The organism is Catellatospora aurea (assembly GCF_042663325.1).
Classification (GTDB): domain Bacteria; phylum Actinomycetota; class Actinomycetes; order Mycobacteriales; family Micromonosporaceae; genus Catellatospora; species Catellatospora aurea.
The window spans coordinates 23,290-45,089 of the sequence record NZ_JBHTAC010000061.1 but is presented as its reverse complement, the minus strand read 5'-3'; the positions used below and the strand labels follow the sequence as shown (position 1 = coordinate 45,089).

Annotated in this window: 21 protein-coding genes; 11 read left to right on the top strand and 10 right to left on the bottom strand. The window is 72.3% G+C overall.

Annotated elements, in window-relative coordinates; genetic code table 11:
- Positions 1 to 65: 65 nt before the first annotated feature.
- The gene (locus ACFQO7_RS34825) at positions 66 to 1,331 is read right to left on the bottom strand and encodes an AI-2E family transporter (protein WP_376810383.1); all 1,266 of its coding nucleotides are present in this window, start codon (positions 1,329 to 1,331) and stop codon (positions 66 to 68) included.
- A 224-nt stretch (positions 1,332 to 1,555) separates the two neighbouring features.
- On the opposite strand from ACFQO7_RS34825, the gene ACFQO7_RS34820 reads away from it, so the two are divergent.
- The gene (locus tag ACFQO7_RS34820) at positions 1,556 to 1,726 is read left to right on the top strand and encodes a hypothetical protein (RefSeq protein ID WP_376810382.1); all 171 of its coding nucleotides are present in this window, start codon (positions 1,556 to 1,558) and stop codon (positions 1,724 to 1,726) included.
- A gap of 88 nt (positions 1,727 to 1,814) precedes the next feature.
- On the opposite strand, the gene ACFQO7_RS34815 is transcribed toward ACFQO7_RS34820, so the two are convergent.
- The 3 genes from ACFQO7_RS34815 to ACFQO7_RS34805 all read right to left on the bottom strand — a co-directional run bounded on the left by ACFQO7_RS34815 (position 1,815) and on the right by ACFQO7_RS34805 (position 4,515).
- Positions 1,815 to 2,567, bottom strand: a complete 753-nt coding sequence (locus tag ACFQO7_RS34815) for a class I SAM-dependent DNA methyltransferase (RefSeq protein WP_376810381.1) — start codon at positions 2,565 to 2,567, stop codon at positions 1,815 to 1,817.
- Between the two features lie 99 nt (positions 2,568 to 2,666).
- Positions 2,667 to 3,956: a S1 family peptidase gene (locus tag ACFQO7_RS34810; protein WP_376810380.1), complete on the bottom strand. Its 1,290-nt coding sequence runs from the start codon at positions 3,954 to 3,956 to the stop codon at positions 2,667 to 2,669.
- A gap of 106 nt (positions 3,957 to 4,062) precedes the next feature.
- Positions 4,063 to 4,515 carry a Cif family virulence factor gene (locus ACFQO7_RS34805; protein WP_376810379.1) on the bottom strand — a complete coding sequence of 151 codons (453 nt, stop codon included), beginning with the start codon at positions 4,513 to 4,515 and terminating at the stop codon, positions 4,063 to 4,065.
- A 62-nt stretch (positions 4,516 to 4,577) separates the two neighbouring features.
- Here ACFQO7_RS34805 and ACFQO7_RS34800 point away from each other — a divergent pair, with 62 nt between their 5' ends.
- Together ACFQO7_RS34800 and ACFQO7_RS34795 are read left to right on the top strand one after the other, a co-directional pair.
- A complete protein-coding gene (locus ACFQO7_RS34800; RefSeq protein WP_376810378.1) occupies positions 4,578 to 5,867 on the top strand; it encodes an aldehyde dehydrogenase family protein in 1,290 nt (429 codons plus the stop codon).
- Between the two features lie 69 nt (positions 5,868 to 5,936).
- Positions 5,937 to 6,422, top strand: a complete 486-nt coding sequence (locus ACFQO7_RS34795) for a hypothetical protein (RefSeq protein ID WP_376810377.1) — start codon at positions 5,937 to 5,939, stop codon at positions 6,420 to 6,422.
- Between the two features lie 90 nt (positions 6,423 to 6,512).
- Here the strand turns inward: ACFQO7_RS34795 and ACFQO7_RS34790 are convergent, their stop codons facing one another.
- The 3 genes from ACFQO7_RS34790 to ACFQO7_RS34780 all read right to left on the bottom strand — a co-directional run bounded on the left by ACFQO7_RS34790 (position 6,513) and on the right by ACFQO7_RS34780 (position 10,729).
- Positions 6,513 to 7,301, bottom strand: coding sequence for a hypothetical protein (locus ACFQO7_RS34790; protein ID WP_376810376.1), 789 nt, complete (start codon positions 7,299 to 7,301; stop codon positions 6,513 to 6,515).
- Between the two features lie 95 nt (positions 7,302 to 7,396).
- Positions 7,397 to 7,918 carry a GNAT family N-acetyltransferase gene (locus ACFQO7_RS34785; RefSeq protein ID WP_376810375.1) on the bottom strand — a complete coding sequence of 174 codons (522 nt, stop codon included), beginning with the start codon at positions 7,916 to 7,918 and terminating at the stop codon, positions 7,397 to 7,399.
- 330 nt (positions 7,919 to 8,248) lie between these two features.
- Entirely contained in the window at positions 8,249 to 10,729 is a 2,481-nt protein-coding gene (locus ACFQO7_RS34780; RefSeq protein WP_376810374.1) for a DUF7617 domain-containing protein, read from the bottom strand.
- Positions 10,730 to 10,950: 221 nt separating this feature from the next.
- Here ACFQO7_RS34780 and ACFQO7_RS34775 point away from each other — a divergent pair, with 221 nt between their 5' ends.
- Positions 10,951 to 11,667, top strand: a complete 717-nt coding sequence (locus tag ACFQO7_RS34775) for a sulfotransferase-like domain-containing protein (protein ID WP_376810373.1) — start codon at positions 10,951 to 10,953, stop codon at positions 11,665 to 11,667.
- 13 nt (positions 11,668 to 11,680) lie between these two features.
- Here the strand turns inward: ACFQO7_RS34775 and ACFQO7_RS34770 are convergent, their stop codons facing one another.
- Complete coding sequence (locus tag ACFQO7_RS34770; protein WP_376810372.1) at positions 11,681 to 12,580, bottom strand: aminotransferase class IV; 900 nt, start codon at positions 12,578 to 12,580, stop codon at positions 11,681 to 11,683.
- 212 nt (positions 12,581 to 12,792) lie between these two features.
- Here ACFQO7_RS34770 and ACFQO7_RS34765 point away from each other — a divergent pair, with 212 nt between their 5' ends.
- From ACFQO7_RS34765 to ACFQO7_RS34755, 3 genes are all read left to right on the top strand, one after another.
- Entirely contained in the window at positions 12,793 to 13,464 is a 672-nt protein-coding gene (locus ACFQO7_RS34765; RefSeq protein WP_376810371.1) for a hypothetical protein, read from the top strand.
- A 99-nt stretch (positions 13,465 to 13,563) separates the two neighbouring features.
- Positions 13,564 to 14,835, top strand: a complete 1,272-nt coding sequence (locus ACFQO7_RS34760; protein WP_376810370.1) for an MFS transporter — start codon at positions 13,564 to 13,566, stop codon at positions 14,833 to 14,835.
- A gap of 27 nt (positions 14,836 to 14,862) precedes the next feature.
- Positions 14,863 to 15,618 (top strand): toll/interleukin-1 receptor domain-containing protein, encoded by a 756-nt coding sequence (locus ACFQO7_RS34755; protein ID WP_376810369.1) that lies wholly within the window; start codon positions 14,863 to 14,865, stop codon positions 15,616 to 15,618.
- Positions 15,619 to 15,636: 18 nt separating this feature from the next.
- On the opposite strand, the gene ACFQO7_RS34750 is transcribed toward ACFQO7_RS34755, so the two are convergent.
- Positions 15,637 to 17,430, bottom strand: a complete 1,794-nt coding sequence (locus ACFQO7_RS34750; RefSeq protein WP_376810368.1) for an SIR2 family protein — start codon at positions 17,428 to 17,430, stop codon at positions 15,637 to 15,639.
- 215 nt (positions 17,431 to 17,645) lie between these two features.
- Between ACFQO7_RS34750 and ACFQO7_RS34745 the strand changes: the two genes are divergently transcribed.
- The 4 genes from ACFQO7_RS34745 to ACFQO7_RS34730 all read left to right on the top strand — a co-directional run bounded on the left by ACFQO7_RS34745 (position 17,646) and on the right by ACFQO7_RS34730 (position 20,867).
- Positions 17,646 to 18,596 (top strand): cation diffusion facilitator family transporter, encoded by a 951-nt coding sequence (locus ACFQO7_RS34745; protein ID WP_376810367.1) that lies wholly within the window; start codon positions 17,646 to 17,648, stop codon positions 18,594 to 18,596.
- Positions 18,597 to 18,639: 43 nt separating this feature from the next.
- The gene (locus ACFQO7_RS34740; protein WP_376810384.1) at positions 18,640 to 18,972 is read left to right on the top strand and encodes an ArsR/SmtB family transcription factor; all 333 of its coding nucleotides are present in this window, start codon (positions 18,640 to 18,642) and stop codon (positions 18,970 to 18,972) included.
- Positions 18,972 to 19,643, top strand: coding sequence for a cation efflux transmembrane domain-containing protein (locus tag ACFQO7_RS34735; protein WP_376810366.1), 672 nt, complete (start codon positions 18,972 to 18,974; stop codon positions 19,641 to 19,643). Before ACFQO7_RS34740 ends, ACFQO7_RS34735 begins: the two co-directional genes overlap by 1 nt.
- A 228-nt stretch (positions 19,644 to 19,871) precedes the next feature.
- Positions 19,872 to 20,867, top strand: a complete 996-nt coding sequence (locus tag ACFQO7_RS34730; protein ID WP_376810365.1) for an Acg family FMN-binding oxidoreductase — start codon at positions 19,872 to 19,874, stop codon at positions 20,865 to 20,867.
- A gap of 2 nt (positions 20,868 to 20,869) precedes the next feature.
- Here ACFQO7_RS34730 and ACFQO7_RS34725 read toward each other — a convergent pair whose 3' ends face one another.
- The gene (locus ACFQO7_RS34725) at positions 20,870 to 21,724 is read right to left on the bottom strand and encodes a hypothetical protein (RefSeq protein WP_376810364.1); all 855 of its coding nucleotides are present in this window, start codon (positions 21,722 to 21,724) and stop codon (positions 20,870 to 20,872) included.
- Between the last annotated feature and the right edge of the window lie 76 nt (positions 21,725 to 21,800).

Below are 21,800 nucleotides of genomic sequence, written 5' to 3'. Positions count from 1 at the left end.
GGGTGACCGGGCCGGCGTCAGCGGCGGGCGGGACGGCATGCCGTCCCGCCCGCCGCGGTTGCGCCTCAGGCGACCGGGTCGGCGCTGACGACGACCGCCTCGGGGGCGGGTGGGGGCTGGTAGTGGGTGAGGTGGCGCAGGGCGGTGTTGAGGACCGCGACGAGCGGCACCGACACCAGCGCGCCGATGATCCCGGCGACGGCGACACCGGCGGCCAGCGCGACGATCACCGCCAGGGGGTGGATCGCGACCGCCCGGCCCATGATCAGCGGCTGGAGCACATGGCCCTCCACCTGTTGCACCACGATCACCGCCGCCAGCACGATCAGGGCCGTCAGCGGGCCTTCGTCGACCAGGGCGACCAGCACCGCCACCGCCCCGGAGACCGTCGCGCCGACGATCGGGATGAACGACGCCAGGAACACCAGCGCCGCCAGCAGGAACGCGAACTCGACCCGCAGCAGCACCAGGGCCAGCCCGATGCCGACGGCGTCGATGAACGCGACGATCACGGTGGCGCGTACGTACGCGACCAGGGTCAGCCACCCGGCGTCGCCCGCCTCCAGCACGCGGCGGCGCGCCCGGCGCGGCAGCGCGATCATCGACAGGTGCCACAGCCTGCGCCCGTCCCGCAGGAAGAAGAACGTCACGACGATGATCAGCATCGCGGTGATCAACACCTCGAACCCCGCTCCCGCCGTGGCGAACAGGCCGCTGGTGAGGTTCTGCCGGTTGTCGCGGACCCAGGCGCCGGCCGCGTCGAACGTGCTGTCGAGCTGGCTGGTCGACAGGTGCAGCGGGCCGGTGCGCAGCCACTCGCGGACCTGCTGCAGGCCGGCGGCGGCGTTCTCGGCCAGGCCCGGCATGCCGTCGACGAGTTGCGTGACCAGCAGGGTGAGGAAGCCGACCGTCAGCAGCACCCCGCCGAACAGCACGATCGCGGTGGCCAGCGAGGCGGGCAGCCGTAGGCGTTCCCGCAGGATGCGCACCATCGGCGCGAGCAGCGCCGCCAGCAGCAGCGCGATGGCGAGCGGCACCAGCACCTGGGCGAGCCGCCCGGCCAGCGACAGCAGCACCCAGCCCACCCCGGCCAGCACCAGGAAGCGCCAGCCCCACGCGGCGGCGACCCGCAGCCAGTACGCGACCGCGTGGTCGGCGTCCTGGTGCGGCTCGTCCGGGGCGTCCGGCGGGTCCACGTCGGCGGGCAGCCACAGCGGGCCGGGCGTACGGGCCGCATCGATCCGCTGCCGAGCCGCACGCAGGCCGGACCACCACCGGGCTGCCTCGATCGCGGGCGGTGGCGGGGCGGTGGCGGGTTCGGGCAGCGACATGGCGGGCCTCCGGGGCGACGGCGCGAGGGGTCGATGCCGGACGGGCCTGGTGACGGGGCCGGGACCGGCAGGTCTGCGGATACCCGGCGCCGGGGACGGCAAACCGGTGCTCGCCGGGCCAGAGGTTTTCGTTACTCGCTGTTATATGTCGCCTCTGCCGGGTACCGTCGTCGCCAGGTGCCCGGACCTCGGGTGCCGTCCCGTTGTGCCACTTGGAGCCCGCGTTGTCCGCTGCCTCAGCCCACAACCCCGCTCGGCGCACGCCGCCGGCCGCCCTCGTCTTCAGCGCGCCGGAAGAGCCCCGCCCCGAGTCCCGTGACGCCGCCGTGTCCCGCCCGGTCGTCGTCGACCCGTTCGCCGTGCCCGGCTCCACGGACACCCGCGCCAACGCCTGACCTTCTGGATCTAGATGGTCTGTGGTCGCGGGAACGACCACAGACCATCTAGATCCACCGGTGAGCGGCTCGCCGCCCTCGGCGGCGGTCAGCCGGCAGAGGCGGCCGTCGGTTTGCGCCACACCGAGACGTGGCTCTCGCTGTCGGAGGTGAACGGCGCGCCCTGCCAGTCAGCCGTCCGCTGTTCGAGCTCCATGCCCGCCAGCCGCGCCATCAGGTCGCACTCGGCCGGCCAGATGTAGCGGAAGTTGCTCGCGCCGTAGCGGGTGCTGCCGTCGTCGAGCTTTCGGTAGTGGTGCGAGGTCCCCTGCTGGGTGACCATGTCGTACGTGTCGAAGCCGACGTGCCGGTCGGTCACCGAGAACGGCACCGCCGACTGGCCCGGGGGCATCCGCCGGATGCCCGGGATCCACAGCTCGATCACGAACCGGCCGCCCGGCGCCAGGTGCCGGGCGGCGTTGCGGAAGCATTCCACCTGCTCGTCCTGGGTGCGGACGTTGCCGATGCTGTTCCACACCACGTACACCAGCGAGAACTCGCCGGCCACCGTGGTGGTGGCCATGTCGCCGACGGCGACCGGTATCTCCTGCGCGGAGACCTTGCGTCGCAACTGGTCCACCATCGGCTGCGACAGCTCGATCCCGCTGACCCGCACGCCGCGGGCGGCGAGCGGCACCGCCACCCGCCCGGTGCCGATCGCGAACTCCAGTGCCGGACCCGGCCCGGCCAGCCGGGCGAGGAAGTCCACGGCCGGATCGAGCACGTCGGGTGCGAACATCTCGGCGGAGGTGTCGTCGTACCGTGCCGCGGTGGCTTCGTCCCAAAGATCGCTACTCGTCATGGGCACGAGCCTGCCCACCTCGACCCGCTCGTGCCAGCCATTTACGCCGCCACCGGGGCGGCGCGTACGCCGTCGCCGACGTGCGCGCCGCCCCGAGGCTCAGTGCAGGATGTTGACGTTCAGTTCGCGTTCGGCGGTACGGATGCCCTGGTAGACGGTGTCGCAGTCGTCCTCGACGCCGCCGACGAGGATGCCGTACGCGACGTGGCTGGCGAACATCGGCGCGCCGCTGTCGCCGGGCTTGCTGCAGTTGGAGGTGCGGCCCAGGTTGCGCATGGACAGCCCGCCGAGGTTGGCGGTGAGGCCGAGTTCGGTGACGTGACCGCAGTTGGTCATCCGGGTGGCCATGCCGGTGGTGCAGATGCGCATGCCGAGCAGGCTCATCTTGTCCTCGGCGATGTGGTAGGTCGTGTTCTGATTGGTCTGCGGGCTGTAGGTGACCAGCACCCAGGGCCGCGGGTCCCAGCCGGTCGCGATCGAGGTGTCGCTGATCCGGATGATCGCCATGTCCCCGATGTACGTGTCGAAGATCCAGCGGTGCACCGGCCCGATGGCCTTGACGGTGAGCGCGGCGTTCTTGCTGCTCCAGGTGCCGAGGTTGTCCATGGCGCAGTGGCCGGCGGTGACGACGTACTTCTTGCTGTCGACCTTGCTCTGCGCGATGAACCCGGAGGTGCACGACGTGTCCGGATGGTTGATCTTCACGCCGCCCCGCAGCGGCGCGTCGCAGTACGGCGAGTCGCAGCCGAGGAAGGGGCGGTAGCCGCCGGACGTCGCGGCCAGCACCACGCCGTCGCCCATCCGGTCCTGCGCCGCCTTCACCAGGGCCTCCTGCGCGGCCGTCAGCCCGCCCTTGCGGGGCACGCCGAGCTGCACCGCGTTCAGATCGGGGCGCAGGCCCGCGCTCAGGAACACGGTCGCGTCGCGGTTGACCCGGATGACCTCCTCGCCCAGCCAGTCGTTGTCGGCGGCCAGGCGTGCCGCCGAGCGCTTCACCGACACCAGGTCGTAGCCGCCGGTCAGGCCCACCACCTGCGCCGCGGCCTTGACGACGCCCCGCGCGGGCTCGTCGACGCCGCCGGTGACACCGACCTTGACCCGGTCTCCGTCGCGCACGTCGACCCATACCGCGCCGTATCGCGCGCCGAGGTCTTTCTGCAGCAGCTCGTCGAGGTCCGGAGCCACCAGCTGCCAGGCCATGCGTTCGCGGGCCTCGGCCTCGGAGATGCCGCGCTCCTTGGCGAAACCGGCCGCCTCCTCGGCGAACCAGTCGACGCCGGCGGGACTCGCCTCGGCCGTGGGCCGCGCGGCGGCGGATCCGGGCGGCAGCAGCGCCACGGCCAGGCCGAGCGCGCACGCGCTGAGGGCGGCCTGCTTCCATCGCACCATTCGTGTACTCCTCAGGCAGGGGAAATCGAGCCCTCACCATGTCCGGGCCGGAGATCCCGTGCCATCGCACGTCGTGCTTGCGACTGTCGGGCACGCAACAGCGGTGTCAGGCGGTGACGACCAGGCCTTCCCGCTCGTCGTCCCAGGCGGCTGCGCTGATCCGCCAGCCGGCGCAGGTGCGTGCGAACTGCATCGTCTTCATGCCCCGGCCGGTGAAGGCTGTCCCGTCCTGCACACCGGACTTGGCGTAGGAGCAGAAGTGCTGGGCGATGTCGCCGAAGACCTCGGTGCGTCCGGACAGCTCCCACTCCCGGAAGTCGGTCAGCGCCCCGCCTGCCAGCAGCGCCTGGCGGGGTGCGATGAAGCCGTCGACGTCGTACACCGTCGGCTCGCCGCCGCAGGTCTTCACGATGACCGCGCCGGGCAGGAACAGGCCGCGCAGCGCGTCGAGGCGGGCGGTGCCGTCCGGGCCGGAGACGAAGGCGGCGAAGAACACGCGCACGATCTCCTCGATCGCGGCGCGGTCCGCCCGAATTGTTTCGGAGGTGTCGGCGGTCATGGCTGGGACGCTAACTTGTCCTTGCACCACTTGCAGATCCAGAGTCTTGAGGAGTTCCGCTCGTGAACGTGTCCACCGCCGTGTCACAGGCCGTGGCAGCCGCCCCGGCTCTGGCGTCGCTCAGCGGCGAGCTGCGCCGCGCCATGCTGCACGCGTGCGCGGAGGCGCTCGCCGCGGCGGGCGACGAGATCGTCGCGACCGCGCTGGCCGAGACCGGCCTGACCGAGGCCCGGCTGCGCGGCGAGCTGGACCGCACCACCGGCCAGCTGCGGCTGCTCGGCGACCACGCGGCCAAGCCGTGGCGGCGGGTGTCGGCCGGGGTCGCCGCCGGCGGTGGCGACGTGGTGACCGTGCCGGTGCCGGTCGGTCCGGTCGCGGTGTTCGCGGCGTCGAACTTCCCGCTCGCGTTCGGCGTGAGCGGCGGCGACACCGCGTCGGCGCTGGCCGCCGGGTGCCCGGTGGTGGTCAAGGCGCATCCGGCGCAGCCGCGGACCGGTGAGCTGCTCGGGCAGATCCTCGCCCGCACCCTGCCCGACGGCGCGTTCTCACTGGTCGCGGGAGGTCCGGAGGTGTCGCTCGACCTGGTGCGGGCGCCCGGCGTCCGGGCCGTCGGCTTCACCGGGTCGCTGACCGGCGGCCGGGCGCTGATGGACGCGGCGGCGGCACGGCCCGACCCGATTCCGGTGTACGCCGAGATGGGTTCACTCAACCCGGTGCTGGTGCTGCCCGGCGCGGCCGTCCCGGCGACCGTGTCCGCGCTGGCCGCGGCCGTCACCGGCTCAGCGGGCCAGCTCTGCACCAAACCGGGCCTGGTCGTGACGGGTTCCGCGGCGTTCGCGGAGGAGCTGGCCCAGGCTGTGGCGGCGGTGCCGGTGCACCGGATGCTGACCGAGGGCATGGCGCAGGCGCACGGGAGCTGGCAGGCACACGCGGCCACGGCGCACCGGGTCGTCGCCGGTGCCGGCTCGCCCGCGCCGTTCGCGGTGGTCGTGGGCGTGGACGAGCTGGCCGGGGAGCTGCTGGAGGAGCACTTCGGGCCGTCGGTGGTGATCGCCGTCGGCGCGGCCGACGAGGTGCCGTCGCGGCTGGCGGGTTCGCTGACCGCTTCGGTGTTCGGCGGAGACGACGACCGGGAAGCGGCTCGTGCGCTGCTGCCGGGCCTGCTGGCGCGGGCCGGGCGCATCGTCTGGAACGGCGTGCCCACCGGAGTCGCAATCTGTGACGCGATGCAGCACGGCGGCCCATGGCCGGCGACGTCGGCGTCGTGGTCCACGTCGGTCGGCACCGAGGCGGTCGAACGCTTCCGCCGGCCGGTCGCACTGCAGGGGCTGCCGGCCGACCTGTTGCCGTAGCCGGGTCCACGTGTCGGGATGGCGTCGCCGACGCGCCTCCGAGCGCGACCGGTCCTACCGTCCCGGGGTATGAGACTCCGATTCGCATTAGTCGCCACCGTCGCGGCGCTGGCATCCGTGTTCGTCGCCCCGGCCGCGGCCGACGCCGCACCGGACGACCTGGCCTGCTCCGCGGCGGGCAGTTACAGCCGTTATGTGAACGGCACGCCGAAGACGTTCTGGCTCGTCGCAACGGTGGGCAGCTACCGCTACTGGCAGGTGGTGGGGGCGACCACGGACTACTACCAGCGCAGCTACGTCGTGCGGTGCAGTGGCGGCGCGATCGCCGCGTCGGCCGACCTGACCGTCACCGCCACCGGCGGCGACCGCTGCGGCACGACCACGACCAGCCAGTACCGGTACGTCGGTGAGCGGGCCGCGCTCCTACCCGGTCTTCCGTTCCCGGTCGAGTCCGACTACCGGTACTGGCACGTGTACCGGTGGGAGAGCTCGGGATTCTTCGGGTTCTGGACGTACGACCACTCCGAACTCGCCCAGTGCCCCACGGCCGGCTGACCACCCGCTTGGAACGAAGGAAGGGCACCTTCTTATCGCTGCGCGTATAAGAAGGTGCCCTTCCCAACGGCCGACGGCCGCTGCCTGGGGTTACTGCAGGCCGAGTTGGGCGTAGAGGGCGTCCGGCGCGGGCTTCGCGCCCGGCGGTGCGGACACCGTCACCGGCGCGCCGAAGTCGCTGTATCGCAGCGAGGCGCTCGGCGCCCCGCCGGCCGCGGGGATCGTGAAACCGACCAGGCGGCCCTGGGCGTCCAGCGACGCGCTGAACGGATGGCGCTTCATGCTGTCGGGGAACTCCTGGCCCTGCGTGAGCCGGAAGCTGATGCCGTTGCCGGTGCCGACCTTGCTCAGGTCGATGGCGCCCTTGATCTCGGTGCCGCTGGTCACGGCACCGTCGATCTCGGCCGAGACGATGGCGTTGATCAGACGGGCGGAGCCGCCCGGATCGTTCTTGCCCGCGGCGAAGGTCAGCTCGAAGCTCGCCGGGACCTTGGCCGGGTCGAGGCTCAGCCAGCCGTCGCCGACGCCCTGCATCTGCTGCGACTTCATGTACACGGCGTCGCCGATCATCCTGACCTCGGTGGCCTTGCCCGCGAACGAGATCAGCGCGTCGCCGCGTTTGCGGGTGTTGTCCATGTGCGAGCGGGTGGTGATCTGCCCGCCGGAGACGTCGACGTCGGTGCGGAAGCTCGTCTCGTCGATGAACTTCGTGCCCGCGCGCAGCAGCTCGACCACGGAGGCGGTCGTCGCGGCGTCGGCGCTGACGACGGGGACAGGCGAGGGCGCGACATCCTCGGCGCCGGTGTTCCATCTGACGGAGCAGGCCATGGTCATCAGCGCACCGGCCAGGGCCCCGGCGATCAGCAATCGTGATCTCATGGCCGGTGAAGGTATCGCGCGGACGCCAGTCGCGCTGACCCCCCGCCGCGCCTGTGGTGGCGGCCACCACGGGGGCGGCCCGGGGCAGGGTGCGCTCAGCGATCCAGGTCGATCCAGTAGCGGCGCACCCGGACGTGCCCGGCGTCGCGGACGCCTTCGAGCACGCCGCCCTGGCTCTCGATGGTGCGGGCGGAGGCGAGGTTGTCCACCAGGCAGGGGATGAGCACCCGGTGCAGGCCCAGCACGGTACGAGCCTCGCGGAGCATCTCGCCCAGCGCCCAGCTGGCCAGGTCCCGGCGGCGCGCCGACGGGCGTACGCCGTAGCCGATCTGGCCGAGGTCGTCGTCGTACCGGTGCCGCAGGGCGATACCCCCGAGCACCTGGCCGTCCTCGACGATCCAGCGGCAGGAGGCGTGCCGCTCGGCGGGGCAGAGGGCTCCGGCCCCGTGGTCGAGGTGCAGGCGTCGGCCGACCCAGTCGGCGAAGCCTTCCGGCGAGTCGAGGTCGTCGTCGGCGTGGATGCCGAAGCCGTCCTCGTGCAGACCGGGTCCCCAGTCGTCGCGGCATTCCTGAAACGCGGTGAAGAGGCTGGTCGTGGGTGCGATCAGTGAAGGCATGCGGGTCACCGTAGCCACGGCCGAGCCGGTCGGCGACCCGCTCCGCGCGCCTGTGGATCATGCCCAGGGGCCGCCTCTGCCCGCGGTTCTGCCGTTCCGTTTGGGGGAGTACGAGCGCGCCGCGGCGGGCCATTCTCGGCGGCACCAGATTCCTGGAAAGCTGGTTCGGTCGACACGGGACCATCGCCCGTCGAGGCGGAAACCGAGTCGACCTTGTGATCTGTGCCACAAAAGGAGTCGCGGCACCCGGACGGGTGCCGCGACTCGTGACTGCGCGCCGTGTCCGCGCTGCTCACCCCAGGGGACCACCGGTGGCGAGCAGCGGCGGGATCAGCGTTCGCGCAGTTCCGCGGCCCGGTCGGGGGAGCCGAGGATGCACAGCAGCGAGCAGGCCGTCGCCGAGGACGTGCCGGACGTGCTCGGTGGTGTGCCCTGCGGCGCGCCTGCCGCGCTGTAGTTGACGCTGGCCGTGTTGGTCAGCGGCAGCAGCAGCAGGAACGTCGAGCAGTGGATCTGCTTGCTCGCCCCGGCGGCCAGGGTGAACGTGCCCCCCGCCGTGACGCAGCCCGGCGCGACCGAGTCGTTCACGGTCACTCCCACCGCGTCGACCAGGCCGGTGTTGGTCACCGTGATCCGCCAGTACGCCGTGCCGAGGACCCCGAGCAGCCCGGCCGGGCTGGTCTTGCCCCAGGGCCCGGCGCCGCCCGGCCCGCACCGCGAGGCGCGGGTGTCCTTGCAGATCTCCTTGTTGACCGTGATGTTCGGCTGGCAGGCCGCCCCGGGGTTGATGGGCTGCTGGACGGTGTTGGAGGTCAGCGCGCCCCCGGCGTCGGTGCCGGTGGCGGTGTTGGACACCGAGTACACGCCGCAGTCGCTGCTCAGCTTGGTCTGGAAGCAGATCTGCGGCGGGTCGCCGTCGAAGCCGGCGACCAGGTGCGGCTCGTTGCCGCCGCCGAAGTCGTCGACGTTGAGCAGCCGCAGGCTGGCCTCGATGACCAGCGCCGGATGCGTGCTAGGCGAGATGCCGGACAGGTCGACGCTGCCGTCGGGCGCGAACGGCAGGGTCGCGATCACGGTGTTGTCCGGCTTGCTGATGGTCGCGGCGGAGTTGGCCAGGTCGATGTTGGCGATGTCGATGTCGACCAGGCGCGCGTCCTGGTATCCGGTGATGTGCCCGGAGGCCCCGTCGCAGTAGAAGTCGGGCGCGGTCAGATTGAGCGACGCCCCCGCGCGGAAGCACGGCGACGCGCCGGTGATCGGGTCCATGGAGAACAGCAGGCCCGCGTCACCGAGTCCGAGCAAGCACTCGCCGGCCTGGTCGTAGTCGTAGCCGTAGTCGCGGGTGGCGCCGCTGCCGCCGACACCCGGGTGGGTCTTCGGGAAGGCCATGCCGACGCAGGCCGCGTCGGTGTTCCAGTCCCAGCAGCCGGTCGCGCCGAGGATCGGCCCGCCCCAGAACGGGAAGTAGCTGCGCAGGTGCCCGTCCGGCCCGGTGATCACCTTCGGGTTGAAGGTCAGCACCCCGTTGGGCATCGCCGGGAACGCGGGCGGGGTCAGGGAAGCGCCCGCGATCGTGTAGCAGTGCAGCTGGTAGACGCCGCCCGCGGGTGGCACGCAGACGCCCTCCTCGTCACCGGTGGTGGTGTACGTGGTGAACACCCCGTAGGTGATCAGGCCGGCGGGTCCGGCGGCCTTCGGCGTCGCCCAGCCGGTGCATGCGGCGTTGGTGGCCGGGTCGAAGCAGGCGAGCTTCGCGCCGGTGCTCGGCGAGGACGAGATGAAGATCTTGCCGTCGGCGAGGGTGGTGGAGCCGAAGTACTGCGAGGCGGTGTTGGGCGAGGTGTCGCTGTGCGGTGCGACGATCCCGGTGTACGGCTGCCCGGCGCACGGTGTCTGCGTGGCCATGGTCAGGCAGAGCACCGATCCGTTGGTCGAGGCGGCGTACAGGTTGCCGTCGACGTGGGCGAGCCCGGCGATGTTGTTGCTGGCCGACGGGCTGCCGCCGGTGGGGGTGAGCGGGACGAAGCCGCAGTTGGCGCGGGCGTCCAGGTCGAGGCAGGCGACGCCGAGCGCGGCCGCGGTGTGGGCGGGGTAGTAGACCGTGCCGGGACGGTTCGGGTCGAAGACGAACTGCGGAGCCATCGGGCTGCCCAGGTCGCCGGTGTTGCCCGTGCCGAGCGGCCCGGCGGTGCTGTTCAGCGGCCGCGGCCAGGGGCCGCCCGCGCAGGGCTGGGCGGTCAGCAGGTTGATGCAGACCACCTTGGGGGCCGTCGGGACGAGGTGGTGGTAGATGTTCCACGACTCGATCGCGCCGTTGGCCGACCGGTACAGCACCGGGGTGAACCCGTCGCCGCCGGTGGCGGTGGTGGTGGGCTGCACCGGGGGCAGCAGCAGCCGGGTCAGGCTGGTGCCGCCGGGCTGCAGGTCGGGGTTGGTGGCCCGCACCGCGACCGTGCCCGAGGCCGGCTCGGTGGTCGAGAACGTCGTCCCGTCGGTGGACCAGGACTTCACCCAGTCCGGCGGCACCTTCAGTGATCCGGGAACGAGGGCCTGACCCGCGCTGATCGGGTCGGTGATGGTCACCGAGCCGCCCGCGCCGGGGTCGTCGTAGGACATCACCCAGTTGACGACGTCGCCGTGGTCGGCGGGATTCGACCCGGAATCGGTGACGTTCTGCACTGATTTGACCAATGTGCCCGGTGCGAGCGGTGGCGGGTCGGCAGCCGCCGTCACCGCCGGCGGTGCGAACGTCAGGGCCAGCGCCGTGGCCAGGAGCAGGATGGGCCGGGTAGCGATTCGTGGTCGTCGCACGGTGACGCCTCTCTGGACGGAGACCGTGGCACGGGTGCGGGCGGTGGCCCGTCACGCAGCGCCAGGTGGTGGACGCCGACCGTAACCCGCTTAAATGTGTGGATTGATGAATGAGATCATGAATGGCCGCGCTCTTCACCGTTTCGGGTGTCCTGTCCGGCGTGGCGTCCACCGCCCACACGTGATCATTTGCGGGTACGCTGCGTCACGAGGAGGCGGCGATGGTGACTCGGGTGGCGATGTGGTCGGGGCCGCGCAACGTGTCGACGGCGCTCATGCGCAGTTTCGGCGCGCGGGCGGACACGCAGGTCGTGGACGAGCCGCTGTACGCGCACTACCTCGAGGTCACCGGCCTGGACCACCCGGGCCGGGTCGAGATCCTGGCGAGCCAGCCCCGGCGCTGGCAGGACGTCGCCGCGGCGCTCACCGGCCCGCTGCCCTCCGGGATCGACGTGCACTACCAGAAGCACATGACCCACCACCTGCTGCCGGACATCGGCCGTGAGTGGCTGGGCGAGCTGGCCAACGCGTACCTGATCCGCGACCCGGCGCACGTGGTGGCGTCGTACGCGAAGGTGCGCGGCGAGCCGACCCTGGCCGACCTCGGCTTCACCCAGCAGGCCGAGATCTTCCGGGCGTACGGCGGCCCGGTGGTCGACGCCGCCGACCTGCTCCGGGACCCCGCCGGGGTGCTGGCGAAACTGTGCGCCGCGCTGGGCATCGGCTGGGACCCGGCGATGCTGAGCTGGCCGGCCGGCCCGCGCGACACCGACGGCGTGTGGGCCCCGCACTGGTACGCCAACGTCGAGTCCTCGACCGGCTTCGCCGCCTACGACCCGTCCCCGGCCGCGGTCCCCGACCGCTTGCGCCACCTGGTCGACGCCGCCCAGCCGTACTACGACGAGCTGCACGCCCACCGCCTGACCACCGCGGCCTGACCTTCAAACGGGGTCAGACCACCTGGGTGCCCGTGGCGCGTGCCTGCGCGAGGTAGATGTCGGCGATGCGCTTGGTGATCGGCCCGATCCCGCCGTCGCCGATGGTCCGGCCGTCGATCAGCACCACGCCGGCGATCTCGCCCATGGTGCCGGTGCAGAACACCTCGTCGGCGGAGTGCATCTCGGCCAGCGAGATGTCGCGCACCTCGACGTCGATGCCCGCCTCGGCGGCCAGGGCCAGCACCGTCTCCCGGGTGACGCCCTCGGGGCAGGCGACGGTCCGCGGGGTGGCCAGCCGCCCGCGGATCACCGCGAACAGGTGCGTGGCGTTGGTCTCGGCGACGAAACCGCGCCCGTCGAGCATCAGCGCGTCGTCGGCCCCGGCGAGGGTGGCCTCCATCTTCGCCAGGATCGAGTTGATCAGGTTGTTGTGGTGGATCTTCGGGTCGAGCACGTCCGCGCCGGGGCGGCGCACGCTGGAGGTGGCGAGCTTCAGGCCGCCGGTGTCGTACACCGGGGCCTTGTGTTCGGCGAGCACGATCAGGGTGCAGCCGGCCTGGTTGAGCCGCGGGTCCATGCCGCTGGTGACCTTCACGCCGCGGGTCAGGGTGAGCCGCACGTGCACGCCGTCGGTCATCTGGTTGGCGCGCAGCGTCTCGGTCAGCGCGGCGGTGATCTCGGCGTCGGAGGGCACGGCCGCGAAGCCGAGCGCGGCCGCCGAGCGGCGCAGCCGCGCCAGGTGGGCGTCCAGGGCGAAGATCCGGCCCTGATACAGCCGCAGCCCCTCCCATACCGCGTCGCCGCCCTGCACGACGGAGTCGAACGGGGAGATCCCCGGCTCGTCGCGGTGGCGCAGCACGCCGTTGACCCAGTACTTCAGGTCGGCGTTGCGCTGGTCGTAGCGCTGAAGCATGGCGGAACCCTCCCGGAGTCGACGCCCAAGGAGATCATGTCTGCCGGTCGCGGGTCGAGGGGACCCACCGTTTCGGCCACGCCGTCGATCTGTGACGCACGACAACACCGGATCGTCAAGATGTCGACAAAAGTCGATATTGGATTGCCGCCTGAGGCGAGCTGCTCGTAGCTTGCTGGCTACACACAGCAATGTCCAGGAGAGAGAGCTCGATGACCCAGCTCCAAGCCCCTCAGCTCGTCGTCAACAGCCGGATGCTCTACTTCGGCTGGGTGCCCGCCGACCCCGACGCGGTCGCGGCACTGGTCCCGGCGGGTTTGAAGCCCATGGCCAACCGCCAGGTCTTCATGAACCAGTACGTGGTGGACTCCCCGGAACAGACCTCCGGCTTCGGCGCGTACTCGCTCACCTACATCGGCCCCGACCTGGAGGACGCGTACGCGCCCGACGGCGTCACCCCCGGCCGCTGGTGGACCCACTACTTCAACTCCAGCCCGGTGGTGCGCGAGTACGCCTCCGCGCGGGGCGTGCCGGCCAGTGTCGGCACCACCACCATCGAGATCCACGGCAAGAAGCTCACCGCGACGACCACCGCCGACGGCGTGCCCGTCATCCGCACCACCGTGCGGGTCGGCCACAAGCTCGGCGAGACCGCCCGCGGTCAGCTGCGCTACCTGACCGAGGTCGGCGGTGACTTCGTGGCGGGCAACTACCCGTTCATCTCCGAGCCCGTCGCCGACTTCGAGGTCGAGAAGCTGGAGTTCCTCGACAAGACCCATTCGGTGTACGCGCTGCGCCCGGCCAACCCGCTGGAGATCACCTGGGGCTTCTACGCCCCGCGGGCCTCCTTCGCCTACCCGGGCGGCGAGACCGTCCTCAGCTGACCCACCGGCGCTGTCCGGCCCGCGACGATCCGCACCGGGCCGGACAGCTATCGGGTTGGCCGGTAGCGTTCCTCCCGGTTGAACGGGGGAGGAACAACCATGACCGGCGATTCGTATGCCGCCCAGCCGTTGCCCGCGCGCGCGAACGCCGCCTTCTGGCGCTACTGGGCGGCCTCGGCGACCAGCACCTTCGGGGCCGGTGTCACCACGGTGGCCCTGCCGCTGGTCGCGCTGACCGTGCTCGGCGCGTCCAATTTCGAGGTAGGTCTGCTCACCGCCGCCGGATACGCGGCGGTGGTCCTCATCGGGCTGCCCGCCGGCATCATCGTGCAGCGGTACGAACTCAAGGCCCTGCAGGTCGCCATGGACACGTTCCGTGCGATCGCGGTGCTGACCGTGCCGGTGGCGGCGTGGTTCGACGTGCTCACGCTGGCGCACCTGCTGGTGGTGACCTTCTTCGTCGGCCTGGCGAGCAACCTGTTCGACGTAGCCAATGCCACGTTCCTGCCGCGGATCGTCTCGCGCGAGGACCTCATCGCCCGCAACGGGCTGCTGTCGGGCACCTCCGCCACGACCCACCTGGCCGGACCGGCCGCAGGCGGCCTGCTGGTGCAGGCCGCGGGCGCGGTCGCGGGGCTGATCGTCGACGCGTTCACCTACGTGGTCTCGGCGGTGCTGCTCGCGGGCATTCCGTCGCCGGGCGCCCCCGCCCGGCCCGCGCAGGCCGAGCCCTTCTTCCGGCAGATCGCCGTGGGTATGCGCTTCGTCTTCCGCCACCCGGTCATGCGGCCCTCGTGTCTGGCCGCCACGGCCGTCAACTTCGCCAACGGGGCCGTCTTCGCGGCGACCCCGACGTTCCTCGTACGCACCCTGGGCCTGCCGCCGTCGGCGGTCGGTCTGGTGCTCGCGCTCGACGGGCTGGGCACCATCGTCGGCGCGGCGCTGACGGCCCGGCTCGCCCGCAGGTTCGGCGGGGCCCGTGCGGTGCTGCTGGCCGTGGTCGCCGCGGCACTGCTCGCGCTCGCCATGCCCCTGGCCCGGGGCGGCTGGGCGCCGTACGTCTTCGGGTTCGGGCTGGCGGGGTTCGGCGCGGGCGTGTGCGTGCTGTCCGTGGTCACCCGCACCCACCGCCAGACCGCGTCGCCGCCCGAGCTGCTGTCGCGGGTCATGGCGTCGGTGCGCTTCGTGTCGTGGAGCGCCATCCCGGTCGGCGCGCTGTGCGCGGGCACCGTCGCCGAGCTGGCTGAGCCGCGTGCGGGACTGGCCGTCGGCTGCGCCGCCGCGCTCGCCGCGGTGGCGGTGGTGTGGTCCAGCCGCATCCGCCGCCTGCGCGAGATGACTGACGACGAGCCCGCGACCGCGGCCGCCTGACGGGCGTGCCCCCGATACCATCCGCGCATGAGCGGACCGGTGTTCATCTGTTTCAGCCGTGAGCACGACGCGCCGTACGCCCGGCGGCTGGCCACCCATCTGGTCGCTTCCGGACTGCCCATCCTGTACGACACCCAGCCGGTGACGGACAGTTGGTGGTCCGCCTACACCCGCTCGCAGCTCGACGGCTGCTCGGCGGTGATCCTGGTGATGACTCCCGCCGCACAGCGCGACGGCTGGGTCGCCCGCGAGATCGAGCACGCCAGACGACTCGGTCGCCCGGTGTTGCCGCTGCTGCTGGATGGCAGGCCCTGGCCGGGGGTGGCCGAGCACGAGGACGTGACCGGAGGGGGCCTCCCCGGGTCGGACTTCGCCCGGCGGCTGCGAGCGGCGACCGGCGGGGTTCCGGCCGCCGTGGAGGCCCCGGACAGCGGTTTCGCCGTCCCGGTCCGGGGTGGCGTGACCGGGACGGCGGTCGGCATCGAGGTCGGTGGCGGGGCGTTCCTGCCGCTGATCGAGGCCGGCACGGTGGTGCCGTGCGCGTCCACCCAGCTGTTCACCACCGCCGACGACGGCCAGCCCGTCCTCAGGGTGCGGGTGTATCACGGCGACCGCCCGACCGTCGCCGACAATCGGTCGCTCGGCGTGTACGAGCTGCTGCTGGAGCCCGCCCCGGCCGGGACGCCGCAGATCGGTGTGACGTTGCGGGTGGAGCACACCGGGGTGTTCCGGCTCACCGCCGTGCAGGCCGACGGGCGCGAGGTGCCGGTCCGCCTGCTGTGACCCGGTGTCGCGGCCCCGTCACGCCTGCGGGGTGCGCAGTTGCGTGGCCAGGGCGGCGAGCCTGCGGCCGTATGCCTCGCCGTCGCGGCGGCCCAGCGGCGTGCGCTCCCAGATGTCGCGGTCGGCGTTCTCCCGGAAGTCCGTCTCCCAGTACAGCGTCCCGTCGGCCGCCCACTGCGAGTCCACGGCGAAGCCGCCCGGCGCGGGCCCCAGCCCGTCGCTGACCCCGAACAGCGACTGCGCCAGCGCGGTGCGGTACTCGGTGCGGTGGTACAGCTGGAGGAACGAGTCCTCGTCGCCGACCAGCGGCAGCAGCACCGGCATGGTCTCCTCGCGCAGCAGGCGGCTCTGCGGATACTGCCACGTGGTGCCGTGCCAGCGGGGGAACGCGTTGACGGTGTCGAAGTCGAGCACCCGGCAGTCGTGCAGCGCGTCCATCGCGGCGACCGGCCGGTGGCCGTTGCCGGCCCGGATCCGCCAGGTCGGCCGGCGCAGCAGCCGCAGCAGCACGTCGTCGTGGTAGGACGCGACCGCGGCCAGGCTCGCCGTCTTCAGCGCCAGCAGCGCCGGGTAGTGCTGCAGGTTCGCCCAGCGTGGGTCCGGTTCGTCCTCGGGCCGCCGCCGGCAGCGCATGACCTGCTCGATGACGCGCACCCAGAGCGCGGTGTGCTGGCGGTCGCGGTCGAGGTAGACCCCGTGCGCGAGCAGCCGCATCAGGGTGTCGCAGCGGGCGCGCACGTCGTCGTGGGCGCGCTGGAGGGCGGCCGGGTCCTGGGCCGGGGGTGCCGCGGGCATGGCGCGCAGGTAGTCGCGCAGCCGGCGGATCTCGGTGTCGAACAGGTCGGCGACCTCGATGTGCTTGACCGGGTCGGGCAGCAGTCGTTTGAGCCGGGCCACCGCCATCGCCTTGGTCAGCGGCGGGTCGGCGAGGTCGTCGAGCGCTTCCAGCCGGTTGACCAGGTCGGGGAAGAACTGCTCGGCGGCGGCCCCGGTGATGACGTGGGCGCGGTGCTGCGCGACGAGGCGTTTGGCGATCTGGCCCAGCTCGCCGCGGGACGCCCAGAACAGCGGGTAGCGCCGCGACCGGGTGCCTTCGAGGGCGGCGACCAGGCCGTGGTCCCAGTCGCCGGACCAGCCGTTGACGATCAGGCCGTACTCGTCGAGGACGCGTTCCAGCAGCCGCTGCCACGGGGCGCGGTAGGCGCTCAGCTCCTCGAAGGTGTTGAGCTGGTCGGTGCGGGCGTAGTCGCCGTGCAGCTTGATGACGGTGCAGCGGGCGTGGGGCAGCGGTTCCATGCCCTCGATCGCGGCGGGGCTGGCGATGACCTGCGGGAAGATGCCTTCGGCTTCGAGCGCCTGCTCGATGAGCCGGTCGAAGTTGGTGGTGACGATGACGCGTACCGCGCCGCGGGCGACGAGTGCCGCGATGGCGCGGTGGGCCGCGCCGGGGACCTTGATGCCCTGCTGGCGTTCCTCGGCGGTGGGCTCGAAGAAGGACGCCAGCAGCGCGCGCCGCGCGGCGGGTGTGCTGGCCAGCGATTCCAGCAGTGCGGAGTAGCCCAGCGGCGCGCCGTCGCCGTGTTTGGTCCACCACTGCTCCAGTTCGGCGTCGGTGGGCACGGCCTCGCCCGCGGCCGCGGCGACCTTCGCGACCAGCGCCGTCACGACACCCCAGCCCGTGGGCACGCCGACCGCCGTGGACGTGCCGGAGCCGAGCAGCAGGGCGTACACCCCGGGCTGCGCGTGCACGGCGGTGGCGAGGCTGATCCGGGCGTCGAAGACGGGGCGGCGGGTGGCGAGGAGGTCGTCCATGGCGGCAACCATAGACATCCGTGGCGACGCAGGGGAGGGCGCGTCCACGGGCCGACAGTGCACGGTCACGTTCTGCGGCGATGACATCCGTTCCCATGTTCATGTTGCAATGAATTCATGATTGGCTGTACCGTCGGCGTGCTGCGCGCGTCGTGGCTGCCATTTCCCCTGCTGGGGCGCACGATGTCAGCATTCCGGGCACGAGGTGGACGACCATGCATGACGACCATGAGCACGGGCACGGCCATGACGGGCACCCGCACGGCGTGAGCCGCGACGCCGACCGGCGCTGGCTGGCGATAGCGCTGGGGGTCATCGCCGCGTTCATGGCGGTCGAGGTCGTCGTCGGCGTGCTCGCGCAGTCGCTGGCCCTGATCTCCGATGCCGCGCACATGCTCACCGACGCCGCCGCGATCGTGCTCGCGCTGGTCGCCATGCGTTTCGCCGCCCGCCCCGCCGGTGGGCGCTACACCTTCGGCCTGGCCCGCGCGGAGATCCTGTCCGCCGCGGCCAACGGGCTGAGCCTGCTGCTGCTCGCGGGCTGGCTGGGCTACGAGGCGATCGTCCGGCTGGCCGATCCCGCCGAGGTCACCGGGTGGATGGTCGTCGTGACCGGACTGCTCGGCCTGGCCGTCAACGTGCTGGCGGCGTGGGCCATCGGCAAGGCCAACCGGTCCAGCCTCAACGTCCAGGGCGCCTACCAGCACGTGCTGATGGACATGTTCGCCTCGGTCGCCGCGACGGCCGCGGGCCTGGTGGTGCTGCTGACCGGCTGGGCGCGTGCCGACGCGGTCGCCACGCTGGTCGTGGTCGTACTGATGATCAGGGGCGGCTGGGTGCTGCTGCGCGAGTCCGCCCGGGTGCTGCTCAACGCCGCGCCCGCCGGGGTGCGCCCCGAGGCGATCGGCGTGGACATGCTCGCGGCCGAGGGTGTCGTCGAGGTCCACGACCTGCATGTATGGACGATCGACTCCGGACAGGCGGCGCTGTCGGCGCACGTGCTCGTCGACGAGCCCGCCGACTGCCACCTGGTGCGCCGGGAACTGGAGCGGGTGCTCGCGGCGTCGCACTCGATCACCCACACCACGCTGCAGGTCGACCACCAGGTCCGGGAGAGCGCCGACGAGCACTGCGAATCCGCGCACGGCCAGGTCCACCGCCGATGAAAGCTTAGTTCAGCGAATCGTGTACTATCGTCGCGTGGACACGATCGCCTCGCCGCCGACCTACGGGCAGGTGCTGGCCCGCTTCGGGCACGCGCTGTCCGACCCGACCCGCGCCCGCCTGCTGCTCGCCCTGCGCGACGGCCCGGCCTACCCGGCGGAGCTGGCCGACCTGCTCCAGGTCAGCCGGCAGAACATGTCCAACCACCTCGCCTGCCTGCGCGGCTGCGGCCTGGTCGTCGCCGTGCCCGAAGGCCGCCGCTCGCGTTACGAGCTGTCCGACCCGCGTCTCGCGCACGCCCTCGGTGACCTGCTCGGCGTGGTGCTGGCGGTCGACCCGACCGCCTGCGCCGCCGCGGAGACCGAAGACTGCTGCTGATGAGCGTCGGTCTGCCGGTCGCCCGCCGATCGCGCCTCGTACGCAGGATCAGGTTGCTGGTCGCGGCCACGATCACGTACAACGTGGTGGAGGCGGTCGTCGCCATCGCCGCCGGGCGCGCCGCCGGGTCGACCGCGCTCATCGGGTTCGGCCTGGATTCGGTCATCGAGGTGTCGTCGGCTCTCGCGGTGGCCTGGCAGTTCTCCGCCACCGACCACGAGCGCCGGGAACGGGTCGCGCTACGGGTCATCGCGCTGTCCTTCTTCGCGCTCGCCGCCTACGTCACCGTCGAGGCCGGGCAGGCGCTGCTCGCCGGGCACCGCCCGGATCACTCGACGGTCGGGATCGTGCTGGCCGCGGCCTCACTGGCGATCATGCCCGCGCTGTCGTACGCGCAGCGGCGGGCGGGCGCCGAGCTGGGCTCCCGCAGCGCCGTCGCGGATTCGAAGCAGACCCTGCTGTGCACCTACCTGTCCGCGGTGGTGCTGCTCGGGCTGGCCGCCAACAGCCTGTTCGGCTGGTGGTGGGCCGACCCGGTCGCGGCCCTGGCCATCGCCGCGGTCGCGGTCAGGGAGGGCGTCGGCGCGTGGCGGGGCGACACCTGCTGCGCCACTGTGCCCTCGACCGGGGAACGCGATAACGCCTGCGCCGACGGCTGCTGCGGCGACTGATTCCGGGCTGCCGTCGCGGTGGGCGCAGGCCGCCCCTTACACTGAGGTCGCCTCGCTGTACGCGTCTGAAGACCGTGCGGCGGGGCTCTTGTTTGCGCGGATAGTGCTAACCTCCTGCACACGGCGGTCCCGGTGGGTGATCGTAGGGGAGCAGGGCCGACGTGGCCGGGCGGGAGCGCGCGCTCACCTCGGTCGCGGGCTGACGAGGCACCTTCGGGAGGCGCGAGCATGGACACCGCCGCAGAGCAGCACCGGCCGCCCGCGGCCGCGTACGCCCAGGCGGCCGAGACGGCAGGCCGCGCTCCCTCGATCCACAACACCCAGCCCTGGCACTGGCAGGTCCACCCCGACCGCCTCGACCTGTACGCCGACACCACCCGGGCGCTGCCGGGCACCGACCCCGACGAGCGCATGCTGCTGGTCAGCTGCGGAGCGGCGCTGCACCACGCACAGGTCGCGCTGGCGGCGCAGGGCCACACCGTCGACACACGCACGCTGCCCGACCCCGCTGAGCCGCATCACCTGGCCGTGCTCACGATCAGCGGGGACACGCCGGTGACCGCGGACGCCGTACGCCTGGTGCAGGCCCTTCAGCTGCGGCACACCGACCGCCGCCCGACCGTGGACACGCCGGTCGCTCCGGAGCAGGTCGACGAGCTGCGCCGGATCGCGGGCGAGTACGGCGTGCACCTGCACCGGCTCACGCCCCCGCAGGTCAGCGAGCTGGCGGTGGCGGTGTCCCGCGCCGAGGACGCCGCGGCGGGGGAGCCGACCCTGCGGGCGGAGACCGCCGCCTGGACCGGCCCCGACCGCCCCGCCGGCGCGGGGGTGCCGCCGGAGTTCATTCCGGACAAGCGTCCCGAGACCGACGTGGGCGAGCGCGACTTCACCGCGCGTGGCGCGCTGCCTGTCGGCGGCGGCCACGACAAGTCCTCGACCTACGTGGTGCTGTTCGGCGGCGACGACGACCGCGCCGCCTGGCTGCGAGCGGGGCAAGCGCTGTCCGCGGTGTGGCTGCACGCGACCGGGCTGGGGCTCGCGGTGCTGCCGTACAGCCAGGTCATCGAGATCGACGGCAGCCGCGCGATGATGCGCCGCATCCTGTCGAACCTGGGGTACGCGTACATCGTGCTGCGGCTCGGGGTCGCCGACCCGGACCACCCGCTGCCCGGCCACACGCCCCGGCTGCCGTTCGACGCCACCGCCACCGTCGACCCCGCGTAGCGTCAGGTCACGAAGACCGTGAACGCCGTCCGGTGCACCTGGCCGGCGACCTTGAACTCCAGGTACAGGCGCTGCTCGCCGCGGTTGGCGAACTCGACGTGGAAGGCCAGCGTCGCGTCCGGGGCCTCGGCGGCCGCGTGCGCGTGGGTCAGCCCGAGGGTGCGCACCTCGAATGCCGACAGGTGCGCCATCGCGCCCAGGTGCGGTTCGAGCACGGGCGGCCCGGCGGCCGAGGAGACCTGGAAGCGCAGCAGCTCGCCCCGTCCGGCACGCAGGTGGGTGACCCCGTCCAGCCTGGTCAGGGTGAAGCCGTCGGCCGTCGCGGTCGGGGCGGGCGCGGGCAGCGGGGCCAGCCCGGTGTCACCGGTGATGAGGAAGGGCAGACCGAGCACCGTCGGATGGCCCAGGGCGTCCTTGCCGCGCGGCACGAACTCGGCGTAGAAGCGGTAGGAGCCGCCGTCGGTGACGTCGACCTTCGTGGACCAGGTGTCGTCGGCGAACTCGGGGTGCAGGTGGCGGTAGCCGCTGGCGTCGTCGCGGACCAGGTACAGGTGCAACTGCTTGGTCTGGATCGTCTCGTAGTCGCGCAGCGGCAGCCCGTCCGGGCCGATGATGCGGAACGCGACCGGGACGGCTTTGCCGCGCTTGGCCGGCATCGTCACCGGCTGGATGAGGTAGCCGTCGTGGCTGTCGGACAGCCCGTCGCTGTGCATGAACGGGGTGGGCGACGGCGACGGGGCGGGCGCGGCCCCGGACGGGGCTGCGGGCAGCTCGTTCAGCACGTAGCCGATGGTGATCGCGCCGGCGGTGATCAGCACGAGGTAGGGCAGCAGCCGACGCCACTTGCCGACAGTCACAGCAGGTCCCTCCCAGGGCGGCGATGGGAAGGGCACCTTCTACATCGCATGGCGATGTGAAGGTGCCCTTCCTTTC

Bases quoted from the DNA above. Each gene is read 5' to 3' on its own strand.
- ACFQO7_RS34825 (WP_376810383.1), bottom strand. From the start codon at position 1,331: ATGTCGCTGCCCGAACCCGCCACCGCCCCGCCACCGCCCGCGATCGAG.
- ACFQO7_RS34810 (WP_376810380.1), bottom strand. From the start codon at position 3,956: ATGGTGCGATGGAAGCAGGCCGCCCTCAGCGCGTGCGCGCTCGGCCTG.
- ACFQO7_RS34785 (WP_376810375.1), bottom strand. From the start codon at position 7,918: ATGCCTTCACTGATCGCACCCACGACCAGCCTCTTCACCGCGTTTCAG.
- ACFQO7_RS34815 (WP_376810381.1), bottom strand. From the start codon at position 2,567: ATGACGAGTAGCGATCTTTGGGACGAAGCCACCGCGGCACGGTACGAC.
- ACFQO7_RS34765 (WP_376810371.1), top strand. From the start codon at position 12,793: ATGACCCAGCTCCAAGCCCCTCAGCTCGTCGTCAACAGCCGGATGCTC.
- ACFQO7_RS34735 (WP_376810366.1), top strand. From the start codon at position 18,972: ATGAGCGTCGGTCTGCCGGTCGCCCGCCGATCGCGCCTCGTACGCAGG.
- ACFQO7_RS34775 (WP_376810373.1), top strand. From the start codon at position 10,951: ATGGTGACTCGGGTGGCGATGTGGTCGGGGCCGCGCAACGTGTCGACG.
- ACFQO7_RS34795 (WP_376810377.1), top strand. From the start codon at position 5,937: ATGAGACTCCGATTCGCATTAGTCGCCACCGTCGCGGCGCTGGCATCC.
- ACFQO7_RS34770 (WP_376810372.1), bottom strand. From the start codon at position 12,580: ATGCTTCAGCGCTACGACCAGCGCAACGCCGACCTGAAGTACTGGGTC.
- ACFQO7_RS34730 (WP_376810365.1), top strand. From the start codon at position 19,872: ATGGACACCGCCGCAGAGCAGCACCGGCCGCCCGCGGCCGCGTACGCC.
- ACFQO7_RS34805 (WP_376810379.1), bottom strand. From the start codon at position 4,515: ATGACCGCCGACACCTCCGAAACAATTCGGGCGGACCGCGCCGCGATC.
- ACFQO7_RS34750 (WP_376810368.1), bottom strand. From the start codon at position 17,430: ATGGACGACCTCCTCGCCACCCGCCGCCCCGTCTTCGACGCCCGGATC.
- ACFQO7_RS34755 (WP_376810369.1), top strand. From the start codon at position 14,863: ATGAGCGGACCGGTGTTCATCTGTTTCAGCCGTGAGCACGACGCGCCG.
- ACFQO7_RS34745 (WP_376810367.1), top strand. From the start codon at position 17,646: ATGCATGACGACCATGAGCACGGGCACGGCCATGACGGGCACCCGCAC.
- ACFQO7_RS34790 (WP_376810376.1), bottom strand. From the start codon at position 7,301: ATGAGATCACGATTGCTGATCGCCGGGGCCCTGGCCGGTGCGCTGATG.
- ACFQO7_RS34760 (WP_376810370.1), top strand. From the start codon at position 13,564: ATGACCGGCGATTCGTATGCCGCCCAGCCGTTGCCCGCGCGCGCGAAC.